This is a genomic window from Pantoea sp. ACRSB (genome assembly GCF_022346905.1).
Taxonomy (GTDB): Bacteria; Pseudomonadota; Gammaproteobacteria; order Enterobacterales; family Enterobacteriaceae; genus Pantoea; species Pantoea piersonii.
On the sequence record NZ_JAKRNL010000002.1, the window covers coordinates 777,739 to 792,598 of the forward strand.

Here is a 14,860-nt window from a genome sequence, read left to right on the forward strand (position 1 = left end):
ACCTAAACTGTGACCACGTCCGGAAAGCGCACTTAACTGCTGAAAAAGCATACGATATTGCGATGCGGCGCCACAGAAATCACCGTTTACACTATCTGTAGCGCGCGGGTTTATCTCAATCAGATTTATCGGACAATACGCCAGGACGCGTCGCCCTGCCCTGCCGCATCGCCCAGCATAATCAGGCTTTCAGCCAGCCCGCCAGCAGGGCATGCTGCAGCAGCATAATGGTTTTGCCGTCGCGGATGCGGCCATCTTTCACCATCGCCAGCGCCTCGGGGAACGGCATTTCCAGCACGTCGATATCTTCATCTTCTACGCCGCCGCCGGCATTATCGCGCAGCGACTCATTATATTCGGCGGCGAAAAAATGGATAAGCTCGGTGACGCCACCCGGCGACATATAGGCTTCGTAGAGTTTTTCCACCTCGCCCACCGCATAGCCGGTCTCTTCGATCGCCTCTTTGCGAATGCAATCTTCCGGCGTGTCGTTATCCAGCAGCCCCGCGCACGCCTCAATCAGCATGCCGTTAGCGTTGCCGTTGACGTAAGTGGCGATGCGAAACTGGCGCGTCAGCACCACGCTGTTTTTCTCGCGGTTATAGAGCAGGATGGTGGCGCCGTTGCCGCGGTCATACACCTCGCGCTTGTGGCGCACCATTTCGCCGCTTTTGGTAGCGAGCTCATAGGTGTAGTTACGCAGAATAAAGTAGTTTTCGGAGAGAAGTTTGTCTTTGATGATGTTGATCTTGAACGACATGATGGCTCCACTGCCGATTTGAGGGAGCCTGCAATCATAGGCGGAAGCGTGCGGGAAAACTATAAGAGGCGGGATGAAAAAAAGCCTGCCGTTAGCGGGCAGGCTTTTGCAGCACAGGCGGTATCGCCCGTATCAATGTCGCTTAGCGCGCGGCGTCGTCCGCCAGCGCCTGCGGTTTTTCGTCGTTATGCAGATGATCGTGCTCGGTCTGGGCGACAGCCTGAACGCGCTTGCGCACGCCGAACCAGCCCAGCACCAGGATAACCGCCAGCACTGGAATAGCGGCGATGGTATAAGTGCCGTTCGGGTAGTCAAACGCCATCAGCACCAGCACGCTCAGCAGGAACAGCAGCGTCAGTCAGGAGGTGACCGGCGCGCCCGGCAGCTTGAAGCTGACGTCGTCCGCCTTGCCTTCTTTGATCGCTTTGCGCAGACGCATCTGGCAGATAACGATAAAGCCCCAGGAGGCGATAATGCCCAGCGATGCAACGTTCAGCACGATCTCGAATACCTGTGACGGCACGTAGTAGTTGAGCACCACGCCAATGACATAGACCGCAATGGTGACCAGAATGCCAGCGTAAGGCACCTGCTGCTTGCTCATTTTCGACATGAACTTCGGCGCAGAGCCGCCCATCGCCATCGAGCGCAGAATACGGCCGGTAGAGTAAAGGCCAGAGTTAAGGCTGGAGAGCGCCGCGCTCAGCACCACGATGTTCATAATGCTGCCAACGTAGGGCACGCCCAGCTTCGAGAAGAAGGTTACGAACGGGCTCTGTCCCGCCTGATAGGCGTTCCACGGCAGCAGCATCACCAGCAGCACCACCGAACCGACGTAAAACAGGCCGATACGCCAGATAACGCTGTTAATCGCCTTCGGCAGCATGGTCTCTGGATCTTTACACTCGCCTGCGGCAGTGCCCACCAGCTCGATAGAGGCGAAGGCGAACACCACGCCCTGCACCAGCACCAGCGCAGGCAGCAGGCCGTGGGGGAACAGGCCGCCGTTATCGGTGATTAAGTGGAAGCCGGTGGCGTTGCCATCGAGCGGTTTGCCGGTGCCGAGAAACACCACGCCCACCACCAGAAAGATGGCGATAGCCAGCACTTTCACCAGCGCGAACCAGAACTCCATTTCAGCAAACCACTTCACGCCGATCATGTTCATGGTGCCGACGATAGCCAGCGCGCCCAGCGCGAACACCCACTGCGGCACATCACCGAACGCGCCCCAGTAGTGCATATAGAGCGCTACGGCGGTGATATCGACAATGCCGGTCATCGCCCAGTTAACGAAGTACATCCAGCCCGCGACGTAGGCGGCTTTTTCCCCAAGGAATTCGCGCGCGTAGGAAACGAAGCTGCCGCTTGACGGACGGTGCAATACCAGTTCGCCCAGCGCTCGCAGGATAAAGAACGAGAAGATGCCACAGACCAGATAGATTATCGCCAGTGCCGGCCCCGCCGCCTGCAGACGTCCGCCTGCGCCGAGGAACAGGCCGGTGCCGATCGCGCCGCCGATAGCAATCATCTGAACGTGACGATTGCCCATCGCCTTGTGGTAGCCGGTGTCATGTGAGTTCAGCCAGCGTCTTTTCGCAGCACGCATTTCGGCTGCGGTTTTTTTAGTAGATTTCATAGCCTTCCTGTTTGTCCTGACCATCAATCACGGCGATCACAAACGATTGCGCGCGCCATGCGAAATGGGGTAACTGCCCGACTTAATCTGCCTGTGAGTTATAGGTAAAGCGGCAGGGGAAATTACGGCGATGAATCCTACCCGTTCTGCGTGAACGAAGCAAAAGATACCGGCAAGGCGCACAAAGTGTTTTGTAATAATCGGGTTTGCTGCACAAAAAAACCGGTCGCTAACGGACCGGCAAAGGCTACAGGGAGGGAAAATCAGGGCTGAGGGTTAGCGATAAATCTCTGCGGTGCCGCGCCACAGGCTGGAATCGCCGGGGTTTTCGACGCCGATAACGCGGTAATGGCTTGCGCCCATCTCTTCAGCTTTTTGCGACAGCTGGCGCGTTGCATTATCCAGCGAGCCGCGCGCGTTGGTGACGGAGACGCTGCCGATGCTTTGCAGGCCTTGCGCCTCGTCCTGGCTTACCGGCGTAGCCGCCAGCGTGGAGAACGAAGCGGTTGCTAACAGAGCGCCAGCCAGAAACAAAACAGGTTTTTTCATCGCATGCTCCTTGGTTCGCAGGTGGTTTGCTTAATGCTGTTTAGAATTATTAGCGCCACAATGAAAGCCAGTCTCTGGACGATGTAAAGCTGTCTCCTTTTTAGGCATCGCACTGCGCGTTCTCCTGGCTTATGTCAGCAGAGCTTCTTTTTTGTGCAGAATGTAACCCATCGTGTCGATAGCATCAGAGTGGCCTGGCGGCTTTCCGCCCCCTCCTTTATAATGCCCGCACCAAAAACAGGGGTATTGTTGTGATTGTGAAACGTTCAGTGACCCGCAGTATCGCACAGGCGTTGAGTGCTATCGTTCTGCTGGCGCTGCTGACTACCGGACTGGCGCTGATGACGCTTTCCAGCAGCCTGCGCGACGCCGAGGCGATCAACCTGGCTGGTTCGCTGCGCATGCAGAGCTACCGGCTGGCCTGGGACAGCGCCAGCGATCCGCAGCAAATCCGGCAGCATTTGCTGGAGTATAAAGAGACGCTCAATAAACCCGCGCTGCGCGATCTCGATCGCCCCTGGGTGCCGCAAGAGGTTATCCACCGTTATTACCATCTGCGTACCGCCTGGCCCGCGCTACAGCAGCAACTGGAGCGCGGCGACGCACGCCTCTATCAACAGCAGGTGGCGAGCTACGTCGGCGAAATAGACCGTTTCGTCATGGGGCTGCAGCGCTACAGCGAAAGGAAAATGGAGCTGGTGGCGGCCAGCAGTCTGCTGGGCCTGGTGTTGATTGTGGCGCTGGCGCTGGCCACCATTCGCTACAGCCGCCGCCAGGTCGTGCGTCCGCTCAATGCGCTGGTGACCGCCAGCCGCTATGTTGAAAGCGGCAACTTTGACTTTCCGCCGCTGATGGTCGAGCAGAACAACGAGCTGCGCGTGCTGGCGCAGACGTTCAGCGCCATGGCGGCGCGTCTGCATTCTCATCATCAGGCGCTCGCCAGCGCGGTAGAAGAGAAGACGCGTGATTTACAGGAAGCCAACCGCACCCTGTCGCTGCTGTATGAAAGCTCGCAGATGCTGACCGCCCGGCCGCTCAGCGCGGCGCTGTTTGAAAGCGTCATGGCGCAGGTGCGCGAACGCGAAAACCTGCGCGTGCTGGTGCTGGAGAGCGCGCATGGCCGGTTTAGCACAGGCGAAAGCGATAAGACGCTCCGCTGGCACAGCGTGCCGCTGCAGCAGGATGATGAGCAGACCGGCGCGCTGCGCTGGCAAAGCGAGCAGGCCCGGCCGCGTCAGGCGCTGATGCAGAGCCTGGGAAATATGCTGTCGCGCGCTGTCTGGATCTGGCAGACGCAAAAGCAGGTTCAGCAGATGCTGCTGATTGAAGAGCGCGCCACTATCGCGCGCGAGCTGCACGATTCGCTGGCGCAGGCGCTCTCCTTTCTGCGTATACAGTTTACGCTACTGCGCCGCGCCCTCGGCGACTCGAACAGCGAGGCGCAAAGCATTATCGCCGACGTTGACCGCACGCTTTCAGACGCTTACCGCCAGCTACGCGAGCTGCTGGCGACCTTCCGCCTGACGATTGAGCAGGCCGATCTGGTCGCGGCGATGCAGGCGATGATCGCTTCGTTGCAGGAGCAGGTTACGGCTAAGATTAGCTTTAGCTTTCAGCCCGGCCTGGAGACCCTGGATGCGCAGCAGCAGGTTCATCTGTTGCAGATTGCCCGCGAGGCGGTGCTGAACGCCATCCGCCACGCCGATGCCGCGACGATAAGTGTCCGCTATGAGCGCAATGCAGAAGGTGAGCATTTACTTACGGTGACTGACGACGGCGTCGGTATCGCCACTACAGAAGAGCCGCAAGGCCATTATGGTTTAACCACTATGTCGGAGCGCGCCGCGCGGCTGGCGGGCGAGCTGAAGATTCAGGCGCAGGCGCGCGGCACCCAGGTGGCGCTACGTTTTCCGCCGCAGCCCGCCACGCGGCTGACGTAGTATTATCGCGTTGACTGCAACGCGCCTTTTTAACCTTTTCAGAAGCGCTTTTTGCGTAATTCGCCGGGAGTCAATATGCAACAACCCACGCTGACGGTAATGATTGTGGACGACCATCCACTAATGCGCCGCGGTATTCGCCAGCTACTGACGCTGGAACCCCGGCTGGAAGTGATCGCCGAGGCCAACAACGGCACCGAAGCGCTGGCCGAAGCGCGCCGCCTGGCGCCAGATATCATTCTGCTCGATCTGAATATGAAAGGCATGTCGGGGCTGGATACGCTAAAGGCGCTACGCCATGAAGGGATTAGCTCGCGCATTTTGATCTTTACCGTGTCGGATGCGCGCAGCGATATCGACACAATGGTGGACGCTGGCGCCGATGGCTATCTGCTCAAAGACAGCGATCCAGAACTGCTGCCTGGTCAGATCCTGCAGGCGGCACACGGCGAGAAAATCTTCAGCGACGCGGTGCGGGACTATCTCGCCACGCGCCAGCACAGCGCCAGCCCGTTTCGCCAGCTGACCGAGCGCGAGCGTGATGTGCTGCAGGAGGTGGCGCGCGGCCTGTCGAATAAAGAGATCGCCGCCACGCTGCATATCTCTGAAGAGACGGTAAAAGTGCATATCCGCAATCTGCTGAAAAAACTCGACGTTCGCTCGCGCGTCGCCGCCACCGTAATGTGGCTGGAGAGCCGCAACAGCTGACCTGACGGGTGATTTACACTTTCTCCACAATTTCTCCACGATATCCTGACTGACAGCACGTAGAGTAAGTTTCGGCAGAAACCGTCTCTTTCCCTGCCCGCCCGACCCGCGCCATGCGCGGGCCGCATTCTGATAATAAAAGCGAAACGCTGCTGAGGAGTGTCGACTCGATGTCGAATTTTTTCATCGACCGTCCCGTTTTTGCCTGGGTGCTGGCGATTTTAATCAGCCTGTGCGGCACGCTGGCGATTATTTCTCTGCCGATTGAGCAATATCCCGACCTCGCGCCGCCCAATGTGCGTATCACCGCCAACTATCCGGGCGCCTCAGCTGAAACGCTGGAAAATACCGTTACTCAGGTTATCGAGCAGAATATGACCGGCATCGACAACCTGATGTATATGTCCTCCAACAGCAGCAATACCGGCCAGGCGCAGATCACGCTCACCTTCTCTGCTGGCACCAATCCCGACGAAGCGCGGCAGCAGGTGCAAAACCAGCTGCAGTCCGCGCTGCGCAAGCTGCCGCAGGCGGTGCAGTCTCAGGGGGTGACGGTCAATAAAACCGGCGACAGCAATATCCTGATGCTCGCCTTCGTCTCTACCGACGGCAGTATGGATAAACAAGACATTGCAGATTATGTCGCCAGTAATATTCAGGATCCGCTGAGCCGTATCGATGGTGTCGGCCAGGTCGATGCCTACGGCTCGCAGTATGCGATGCGTATCTGGCTCGATCCCGCCAGGCTTATCGCCTACTCGCTGACAACTGACGATGTGGTAAGCGCTATCGAAGCGCAAAACGCGCAGGTCGCCGTCGGGCAGGTTGGCGGTTTACCGTCAGTAGACAAGCAGGCGCTGAACGCCACGGTCAATGCGCAGTCGCTGCTGCAGACGCCGGAGCAGTTCAAAGCCATCACCCTGAAAACCAATCCCGATGGTTCGGTCGTGACGCTGGGCGACGTGGCGCAGGTGGCGCTGGGCGCGGAAAAATATGACTATCTGAGCCGCTATAACGGCCAGCCGGCGTCGGGTCTGGGCATTAAGCTCGCCTCCGGCGCGAATGAGATGAATACCGACAAGCTGGTGCGTCAGCGCGTGGAAGAGCTGTCGCACTTTTTCCCCCACGGGCTGGAAGCCAAAGTCGCCTATGAAACGACGCCGTTCGTTAAAGCCTCCATTATCGACGTGGTGAAGACGCTGCTGGAGGCGATCGTGCTGGTATTCGGCGTGATGTACCTGTTTATGCAGAACTTTCGCGCCACGCTAATCCCCACCATTGCGGTGCCGGTGGTGCTGCTCGGCACTTTCTCTGTGCTCTACGCCTGCGGCTTCAGCATCAATACCCTCACCATGTTCGCGATGGTGCTGGCTATCGGCCTGCTGGTGGATGACGCCATCGTAGTGGTGGAAAACGTCGAACGCATTATGAGCGAGGAGGGCCTCTCGCCGCGCGCGGCGACGCGAAAATCGATGGGGCAAATCCAGGGCGCGCTGGTCGGGATCGCGCTGGTGCTGTCGGCGGTTTTCGTACCAATGGCCTTTTTCGGCGGAACGGTCGGCGCTATCTATCGTCAGTTCTCGATTACTATCGTCTCGGCGATGGTGCTGTCGGTGCTGGTGGCAATGATTTTGACGCCTGCCCTGTGCGCCACGCTGCTCAAGCCGCTGGCGCAGGGAGAACATCATGGCCGTCGCGGTTTTTTCGGCTGGTTTAACCACCACTTCAACCGCAATGCCGACCGTTACGAGCGCGGCGTTGCGCGCATTCTGTTGAAAGGCGGCCGCTGGCTGCTGCTCTACCTTGCCATTATCGGGCTGATGGCGTTCCTGTTTATCCGTCTGCCGACTTCGTTTCTGCCGCTAGAGGATCGCGGCGTCTTTCTGACGCAGGTGCAGCTGCCGCCGGGCGCGACGCTTCAGCAAACCTCCGACGTCGTGGCGAAAGTCGAAAACTACTATATGACGCAGGAGAAAGAGAACGTGCTGTCGGTGTTCTCGACCATTGGCGCAGGGCCGGGCGGCAACGGTCAGAACGTGGCGCGGCTCTTTGTGCGTCTGAAAGACTGGGAAGCACGCCCCGGCGCGGATCGCACCTCTTTCGCCATTATCGAACGCGCCACTAAAGCCTTCCGCGCCATTAAAGAGGGTCGCGTCATCGCCAGCAGTCCGCCAGCGATTACCGGCATGGGCAGTTCGTCTGGCTTTGATATGGAGCTGCAGGATCACGCCGGTATCGGGCACACACAGCTAATGGCGATGCGCGATAAGCTGCTGGAGATGGCGGACAGCAACCCGTCGCTGTCGCGCGTGCGCCACAACGGCCTGGACGACAGCCCGCAGCTGCAGATCGATGTCGATCAGCGTAAAGCGCAGGCGCTGGGCGTCTCGATCGATACGATCAACGATACCCTGACGACCGCCTGGGGATCGACCTACGTGAACGACTTCCTCGACCGGGGACGCGTGAAAAAGGTTTACGTACAGGCCGCGCCGGCATTCCGCATGCTGCCGGACGATATTAATCAGTGGTACGTGCGCAACAGCAGCGGCGGCATGGTGCCCTTCTCCGCTTTCGCTACCAGCCGCTGGGAGACCGGCTCACCGCGCCTGGAACGCTACAACGGCTACTCCTCAATCGAGATTGTCGGCGAGGCGGCGCAAGGCGTCAGCAGCGGCACAGCAATGGACGTGATGGAGCAACTGGTAGCGAAACTGCCGCTCGGCGTCGGTTTTCAGTGGACCGGCGCCTCTTATCAGGAGCGGCTGTCTGGCTCGCAGGCGCCTGCGCTCTACGCCATTTCGCTGCTGGTGGTGTTTCTCTGCCTGGCGGCGCTCTATGAGAGCTGGTCGATTCCCTTCTCGGTAATGCTGGTGGTGCCGCTCGGCGTGGTCGGCGCGCTGGTCGCCACCTGGCTGCGCGGGCTGGAGAATGATGTCTATTTCCAGGTAGGGCTGCTGACGGTCGTGGGCCTCTCGGCAAAGAACGCTATTTTGATCGTAGAGTTTGCCAACGAGATGAACAGCAAAGGCAGCGAGCTGATCGAGGCGACGCTCTCCGCTTCGCGCCAGCGCCTGCGCCCGATTCTGATGACCTCGCTGGCCTTTATTTTTGGCGTGCTGCCGATGGCGATCAGCGCGGGGGCCGGTTCCGGCAGCCAGCACGCGGTCGGAACCGGCGTCATGGGCGGCATGATCTCCGCCACGCTACTGGCTATCTTCTTTGTGCCGCTGTTTTTCGTGCTGGTGCGTCGTCGCTTCCCGCTAAAGGCAAAACCGCAAGACTGAATGCAAAAGTAAAGGCAGCCACCGAAGTGGCTGCCTTATTGCTATGTGTGGTCAGAATCAGAGCAAGGGGGAAGTTTCCTGCCTGTTTCGCCGCGCGTTACTTGTTGCGTAACATCGCCGCGATGAATTCTTTCCAGTTCCCCATTTCAGCGTCAATCATATAGACCTCTCTCTTATAGTAGTGTCGATTCTACGCGTAAATTTTCGTCAGGTGAATACGGTTACACCTGTTTTCACTATCGGCAAAGGCGATTAATTACTGTAGTTTTTTCGATCTGCTAGCTGACGCACATTTCAGCAACCCGCTATAAACGCAGAGAAAAAACCTTAATTGACCGGACCAGCCCGCTTGAGCGCCTTCTAAGATAATTCTTAACAGGATCATGATAAACAGCGTGACAATAACCCGCAAAAATGAAAGCGGTTACTAAGACAAATCCTAATGATTTTATTCGCGTTATTTCGCTGCTTTTCCCGCGAGGCGGGTTAGCAGGCTGGCTCACTGTGGTAAACTGATGCCCTGATTTTCTGACGAGGGATCCTGATGACAGCGCAGTGGGTGATGTACGGCATAAAAAATTGCGACACCATAAAAAAAGCGCGCCGCTTTTTAGAAGCCGCCGACATCGACGTCGAGTTCCATGATTACCGCGCCAGCGGGCTGAGCGATACGCTGCTGACGCAGTTTATCGATCAGCTAGGCTACCAGACGCTGCTTAATACGCGCGGCACCACCTGGCGCAAGCTGCCGGAAGCGGAACGCGACGCCATTACCGATAGCGACAGCGCCAAAGCGCTGATGCTGGCGCAGCCCGCCATCATTAAACGCCCCCTGCTGCGCGCGCCGGACGGCACGCTGCTCTCCGGCTTTAGCGAAGCCGCTTACCATGCGTTTCTCCAGGAGAAGTCATAATATGTTCTGTCCTGTAATCGAACTGGCGCAGCAGCTCATCCGCCGCCCTTCGCTGAGCCCGGATGACGCGGGCTGTCAGGCGCTGCTGATCGCGCGTCTGGAAGCGATTGGCTTTCACGTAGAGCCGATGCACATCGACGACACGCTAAACTTCTGGGCGACCCGCGGCCAGGGCGAAACGCTGGCGTTCGCTGGTCATACCGACGTAGTGCCGCCGGGCGACGCCAGCCGCTGGATCAATCCCCCCTTCGAACCCACCATTCGCGACGGTATGCTGTTCGGCCGCGGCGCGGCGGATATGAAAGGTTCGCTGGCGGCGATGGTGGTCGCAGCGGAACGTTTTGTCGCGGCGCACCCCAACCATAAAGGCCGTCTGGCGTTTTTAATTACCTCTGACGAAGAGGCGAGCGCGAAAAACGGTACGGTGAAGGTAGTAGAGCGTCTCATGGCGCGTAACGAGCGTCTGGATTACTGCCTGGTTGGCGAGCCATCCAGCACCGAAGTGGTGGGCGATGTAGTCAAAAACGGCCGGCGCGGCTCGATGACCGCCAACCTGACCATTCATGGCGTACAGGGTCACGTTGCTTATCCTCATCTGGCGGATAACCCGGTGCACCGCGCGATGCCCGCGCTTAATGCGCTGGTCGCCACCGAGTGGGATCGCGGCAATGAATTTTTCCCGCCGACCAGTATGCAGATTGCTAACGTGCAGGCTGGCACCGGCAGCAACAATGTTATCCCGGGCGAATTCTTCGTACAGTTCAATTTCCGCTTCAGCACCGAACTCACCGATCAGATGATTAAAGATCGCGTCGCGGCGCTGCTCGACAGCTATCAGCTACGTTATACCCTGGAGTGGGTGGTTTCCGGTCAGCCGTTCCTGACGGCGCGTGGCAGGCTGGTGGACGCCGTGGTTAAGGCGGTATCGCACTATAATGAAATTAAGCCGCAGCTGCTGACCACCGGCGGCACCTCAGACGGGCGCTTTATCGCGCGAATGGGCGCGCAGGTGGTTGAGCTTGGCCCGGTGAATGCCACCATTCACAAAATCAATGAATGCGTGAAGGCAGCCGATCTGCAAACGCTGAGCCGCATGTATCAGCGCATTATGGAACAGCTGGTCGCCTGATCGCGATCGAGAGGAGCAGGCAAATGGAATTTATTAAAGATTACTGGTGGATCATTGTGATCCTGTTGCTGGTCGGCGTACTGATGAATGTTTATAAGGATCTAAAACGCATCGACCATAAAAAATTTATGGCCAATAAACCCGACCTGCCGCCGCACCGCGACTTTAACGATAAGTGGGATGACGACGACTGGCCGAAGAAGAAAAAGTAACAGGTCAGGCTACGCTTCCCTGATAACGCCCTCGCCTGCGCGAGGGCATTTTTACATCATCATAATCACATCGTCGTCGCCGGGTTTCGCTCCGCTTAACGCCTCATCGAAATAGCGCTTCGGCACGGTGTAGTGCAGGTGCTGCAGCGCCAGCGCCATGCTGCGGTCGTCTACCGCGTGCGGCAGATCTTCCACAATGTCGAGCGTCACGTCTCCGCCCAGCGCGGTGAGCCGCTGCGCAGCCTGCTCGGCGTGCTGCATCGGGATCTGCTCGTCATACTCGCCGTGGATCAAATGAATAGTGGTGCGCGTTGACGCCTGTTCCGGCAGCGTAGCGTAGCGGCCGCTGAAGGCCACGACGCGGCCCGCCAGATCCGGCTGCGCTTTCACACCCTCCAGCACCATGGTGCTACCCTGCGAGAACCCCACCAGCGCGGTAGCGTCGGCGCGCACGCCGCTCTGCTCCTGCCAGTGCCGCACTGAATCAACGAACTGCGGCAGTACGGCGTTAACCCGCTGCTGCTCGCTCTGGTCATGCTGCGCGGTTTCACTGAACCAGTAATGGCCCGGCGCAGGCGCGCCGACCGCGACCACCTGCGCCTGCGGAAACTCGCGCGCGAACCAGCTGCCCAGCTGCGCCATAGAGTGAGGATTATCGCCTACGCCGTGGTAGAGCAGAAACAGCTGTTGCGCTGTCGCGCTCGGCTGCTGAACAATAACGTATTGCAGTGTCATATCGACCTCCTCAGATCACTATACGCCGCCCTGCGCGGAGCGTTATTGGGAAAATTTGAACAAGTTTGTGGATTTATTCCACTTGCTGACGCAGCTGCCTGGCGCGCGCCGCGTCCAGCGCGCTCAGGGCGGCGGCGGCCTCAAGCCGTAGTTGAGCGACCAAAGCCTTGCGCCCGCTCAGCCCCGCCTGCTGCGCAAGTCGGCCAGTATCCGCCTGCGGCTGCAGCGCGGCTTCCAGCAGCGGAGGAACAAAAATCCTGGCGGCGAGCCGGTGCAGCACCGGCAGACTCGCCTCCAGCGGCCGCTGCGCCCAGGCAAACCCCGCCACCAGCAAGGCATCTTCGTCGGTGAAAGAGAGCGGCATTTCAGGCAGCGCAATCGACTCCGCTACCTGCTGACGCAGCTGCGGCCAGTCGCGCGCCAGCCGCTCTGCAGCGCGCCGCTGAAGATCCGCGCCTGCAGGCGTCAGCGCGCGCATCGCCATCGCCGCATAGCAGCCGCTGCTGGCCTCGCGCTGCGTGCCGATACGCACCAGAGTAAAGCCGCAGGCGCGCCAGAAGGCCCACAGCGCATCGGTATAGCCAAAGCTGACAGAGAGAAAATCAACATCCTGTCGCCCCTGCGCGGCGGCCACTAATGCCTGCCCGATGCCCTGAAGGCGCTGTTCCGCCGCCACCGCGATGCGGCTGATACGGCGGGACCGCAGCGTCGCCGCCTCGACGAATCCGGCGTGCGCGGCCAGCGACTGCGCGACCAGATTGCCGCGCGGCCGTCGCCTGCCCGCCCAGACCGCCTGCGCCAGTTCGGGCGTTAAGCCGCCCTCCTCCACCAGCCAGAGCGCACCCTGTAAAGCGGGCGCTTCGCCGCTCAGCCACAGCGTCATGCCAGGCGCATCCATTAAGCGCCTCAGATCGAGCGGCGAGGTGCGATAGTGCGCGCTGGCCAGCAGACGGTATGCAGCTTCCGGCTGCGCGGGGTCTTCGCGCCAGGCGTCGGCGGGCATGAGCCGCGGCGCGGCGGGCAGTGAAACCGGCGCGGGCGCGGCGTCCTCAAACAGCAGCGTCTGGTTGATCCAGGCTTCCAGCGGGTCCTGACGCGACCAGCGCAGCGGCTCATCCAGCGTAAAGTAACGCGCCTGCGCCAGCCCGGCGCAGAACTTCAGGATAAAGCCCCGCCCGGTGCCCTCGTATCCCTGAACCGTGGTCGTCAGCAGCACGCGCGGGAAGCGTGCCACCAGCTGGGTAAGGAGCGGCGCAGGGATCGCCGCGGCTTCATCGACTATCAGCCAGTCAGCGGCGGGAACCTCAGGCTGAGCGAGAATGGCGTCGGGCGCCATAAAGTGAAAATGATCGGCGGCAAAGCGCATCACCACCTCTGTAGAGGCTTTCGCCGGCGCGGTGATAAGCGCCCGGGGGATCTGCTGCGCCAGCATTCCCGCCAGCGCAGATTTGCCGCGGCCGCGTGGCGCGGTCAGCACCGCGACGCCTGACACCATCGCCAGCAGCTGCTGGACTATCGCTTTTTGCTGCTGCGGCGCGCGGCACTGCCAGCGAGGCAGGGCCGGCAACGGCGCGATACGTGCCGGTTCCTCCTGACGCAGTAGCGCCACGCCAGGATCGGCGAGCACCATTTTTTGCAGATGGCGAATAAAGTGCGGCGCAGGGAGAGGTTCGGCGACGTCGGCCCAGCGCAGGCTGTCCTCGTCAGGCTGCTGCGCCCAGCGCGCCCACGGCGGCGCTAACAGCAGCATCCAGCTTCCGGCGCGCAGCGTGCCCGCCAGCGCGGCAAACGCCTCCGCGTGAAAACCGCGTCGCGCATCGAAAACGGCGTGCGTAAATTCGCGGCCGAGCAGCGTGCGTAACGCCGCGGGCGCGCAGTGCGGAAGGTCGTCGTCGATGGGCGCATCGCTCACCGCCAGCCAGTCGCCAGGCAAAGCGGCGCGCCACTCGGCGGCGCGCGCCAGCGACCAGTCCGACTCGCCGCTAATGACGCAGAGCCGTCTGACGCCCGCCTGCTGCATCTGACGGCTGAGCTGTTCAGGCGACATCAGTTAGCTGCAAAGGTGTTGCACTGTCCGGGATCGCCGCTGTCGAATCCGCGTTTAAACCAGGTGTAGCGCTGCTCCGAGGTGCCGTGTGTAAAGCTGTCAGGCACCACGCGCCCCTGGCTGCGCTGCTGCAGGCGATCGTCGCCGATAGCCTGCGCCGCGTCGAGCGCCTGTTGCAAATCGCCGGTTTCCAGCCAGTTATCCTTGCTGACGTAATAACCCCAGACGCCGGCGAAACAGTCCGCCTGCAGCTCCATTTTCACCGACAGATGGTTGATTTGCGTCTGGCTCGCGCCCTGCTGCATTTCGCGCACTTTCGGTTCGATGCCGAGCAGTTTTTGCACATGATGTCCTACCTCATGCGCCACAACATAACCCTGCGCAAACTCGCCGCCCGCGCCGAGCTTGTTTTTCATTTCATCGTAGAACGACAGGTCAATATAGACGCGCTGATCAGCCGGACAGTAGAACGGCCCCATCGCCGTCTGGCCAGTTCCGCAGCTGGTCTGGGTCGCGCCGCGATACATCACCAGCGTTGGCGCGGTATACTCTTTGCCCATCTTCTGGAACAGTTTGCTCCAGGTATCTTCGGTGGAGGCCAGGATAACGCGGGTAAATTTCGCCGCTTCGTCGTCATTAGCGCTGACGCGCTGCTGCTGGCTGGTGGGCGCGACATTGCCGCCAGTAAGCAGCCCCGTCAGGTCATACCCGTAATAGCCAGCGACCGCGACCACGACCAACAGAATAATACCGCCCTTCCCGCGCGGCAGCCGGATCTGCCTTCCGCCGCTATAGGCCGGGCCTTGATCTCGACGGTCTTCTACATTGTCGCTCTCGCGACGTCCTTGCCAGCGCATAATCTGCTCCTGATTAAGATAGTTAACGTGATTTTAGTTGCGCGGCGAGACAACTACCAGCCTTGCGGCCAAATGAAAAAAGGA

The 14,860-nt window shown here is 59.9% G+C and carries 12 protein-coding genes and 1 pseudogene; 6 read left to right on the forward strand and 7 right to left on the reverse strand.

Features of this window, described 5'->3' with window-relative positions; translation table 11 throughout:
• Positions 1-181 precede the first annotated feature (181 nt).
• From nudK to MHZ89_RS10130, 3 genes and pseudogenes are all read right to left on the reverse strand, one after another.
• Positions 182-760, reverse strand: coding sequence for a GDP-mannose pyrophosphatase NudK (gene nudK, locus MHZ89_RS10120; protein WP_311782887.1), 579 nt, complete (start codon positions 758-760; stop codon positions 182-184).
• Positions 761-902: 142 nt separating this feature from the next.
• Positions 903-2,399 (reverse strand): annotated as a pseudogene (gene ansP, locus MHZ89_RS10125) (L-asparagine permease).
• A gap of 276 nt (positions 2,400-2,675) precedes the next feature.
• The gene (locus tag MHZ89_RS10130) at positions 2,676-2,948 is read right to left on the reverse strand and encodes a DUF1471 domain-containing protein (RefSeq protein ID WP_311782888.1); all 273 of its coding nucleotides are present in this window, start codon (positions 2,946-2,948) and stop codon (positions 2,676-2,678) included.
• A gap of 251 nt (positions 2,949-3,199) precedes the next feature.
• Between MHZ89_RS10130 and narQ the strand changes: the two genes are divergently transcribed.
• From narQ to acrD, 3 genes are all read left to right on the forward strand, one after another.
• Positions 3,200-4,888 (forward strand): nitrate/nitrite two-component system sensor histidine kinase NarQ, encoded by a 1,689-nt coding sequence (gene narQ, locus MHZ89_RS10135; RefSeq protein ID WP_311782889.1) that lies wholly within the window; start codon positions 3,200-3,202, stop codon positions 4,886-4,888.
• 75 nt (positions 4,889-4,963) lie between these two features.
• Positions 4,964-5,596, forward strand: coding sequence for a response regulator (locus MHZ89_RS10140; RefSeq protein ID WP_311782890.1), 633 nt, complete (start codon positions 4,964-4,966; stop codon positions 5,594-5,596).
• 170 nt (positions 5,597-5,766) lie between these two features.
• Positions 5,767-8,883, forward strand: coding sequence for a multidrug efflux RND transporter permease AcrD (gene acrD / locus MHZ89_RS10145; protein WP_311782891.1), 3,117 nt, complete (start codon positions 5,767-5,769; stop codon positions 8,881-8,883).
• 97 nt (positions 8,884-8,980) lie between these two features.
• Here acrD and ypfM read toward each other — a convergent pair whose 3' ends face one another.
• Positions 8,981-9,043 carry a protein YpfM gene (gene ypfM / locus MHZ89_RS22685; RefSeq protein ID WP_143806259.1) on the reverse strand — a complete coding sequence of 21 codons (63 nt, stop codon included), beginning with the start codon at positions 9,041-9,043 and terminating at the stop codon, positions 8,981-8,983.
• Positions 9,044-9,427: 384 nt separating this feature from the next.
• Between ypfM and MHZ89_RS10150 the strand changes: the two genes are divergently transcribed.
• The 3 genes from MHZ89_RS10150 to MHZ89_RS10160 are packed head-to-tail and all read left to right on the forward strand — an operon-like array spanning position 9,428 to position 11,137.
• On the forward strand, positions 9,428-9,796 hold the full coding sequence (locus MHZ89_RS10150; RefSeq protein WP_311782892.1) for an ArsC family reductase: 369 nt from the start codon (positions 9,428-9,430) through the stop codon (positions 9,794-9,796).
• 1 nt (position 9,797) lies between these two features.
• Positions 9,798-10,925 (forward strand): succinyl-diaminopimelate desuccinylase, encoded by a 1,128-nt coding sequence (gene dapE / locus MHZ89_RS10155; protein ID WP_311782893.1) that lies wholly within the window; start codon positions 9,798-9,800, stop codon positions 10,923-10,925.
• Positions 10,926-10,948: 23 nt separating this feature from the next.
• Positions 10,949-11,137, forward strand: a complete 189-nt coding sequence (locus MHZ89_RS10160; RefSeq protein WP_311782894.1) for a YpfN family protein — start codon at positions 10,949-10,951, stop codon at positions 11,135-11,137.
• Positions 11,138-11,188: 51 nt separating this feature from the next.
• Here the strand turns inward: MHZ89_RS10160 and ypfH are convergent, their stop codons facing one another.
• From ypfH to MHZ89_RS10175, 3 genes are all read right to left on the reverse strand, one after another.
• Entirely contained in the window at positions 11,189-11,872 is a 684-nt protein-coding gene (gene ypfH, locus MHZ89_RS10165) for an esterase (protein WP_311782895.1), read from the reverse strand.
• A 73-nt stretch (positions 11,873-11,945) separates the two neighbouring features.
• A complete protein-coding gene (locus MHZ89_RS10170) occupies positions 11,946-13,919 on the reverse strand; it encodes a GNAT family N-acetyltransferase (protein WP_311782896.1) in 1,974 nt (657 codons plus the stop codon).
• Entirely contained in the window at positions 13,919-14,776 is an 858-nt protein-coding gene (locus tag MHZ89_RS10175; protein ID WP_311782897.1) for a neutral zinc metallopeptidase, read from the reverse strand. Before MHZ89_RS10175 ends, MHZ89_RS10170 begins: the two co-directional genes overlap by 1 nt.
• Positions 14,777-14,860: the final 84 nt, after the last annotated feature.

Excerpts from the sequence above, each read along its gene's own strand:
- acrD (WP_311782891.1), top strand. The coding sequence starts at position 5,767 with ATGTCGAATTTTTTCATCGACCGTCCCGTTTTTGCCTGGGTGCTGGCG.
- dapE (WP_311782893.1), top strand. The coding sequence starts at position 9,798 with ATGTTCTGTCCTGTAATCGAACTGGCGCAGCAGCTCATCCGCCGCCCT.
- MHZ89_RS10160 (WP_311782894.1), top strand. The coding sequence starts at position 10,949 with ATGGAATTTATTAAAGATTACTGGTGGATCATTGTGATCCTGTTGCTG.
- MHZ89_RS10175 (WP_311782897.1), bottom strand. The coding sequence starts at position 14,776 with ATGCGCTGGCAAGGACGTCGCGAGAGCGACAATGTAGAAGACCGTCGA.
- MHZ89_RS10130 (WP_311782888.1), bottom strand. The coding sequence starts at position 2,948 with ATGAAAAAACCTGTTTTGTTTCTGGCTGGCGCTCTGTTAGCAACCGCT.
- nudK (WP_311782887.1), bottom strand. The coding sequence starts at position 760 with ATGTCGTTCAAGATCAACATCATCAAAGACAAACTTCTCTCCGAAAAC.
- MHZ89_RS10140 (WP_311782890.1), top strand. The coding sequence starts at position 4,964 with ATGCAACAACCCACGCTGACGGTAATGATTGTGGACGACCATCCACTA.
- MHZ89_RS10170 (WP_311782896.1), bottom strand. The coding sequence starts at position 13,919 with ATGTCGCCTGAACAGCTCAGCCGTCAGATGCAGCAGGCGGGCGTCAGA.
- MHZ89_RS10150 (WP_311782892.1), top strand. The coding sequence starts at position 9,428 with ATGACAGCGCAGTGGGTGATGTACGGCATAAAAAATTGCGACACCATA.
- ypfH (WP_311782895.1), bottom strand. The coding sequence starts at position 11,872 with ATGACACTGCAATACGTTATTGTTCAGCAGCCGAGCGCGACAGCGCAA.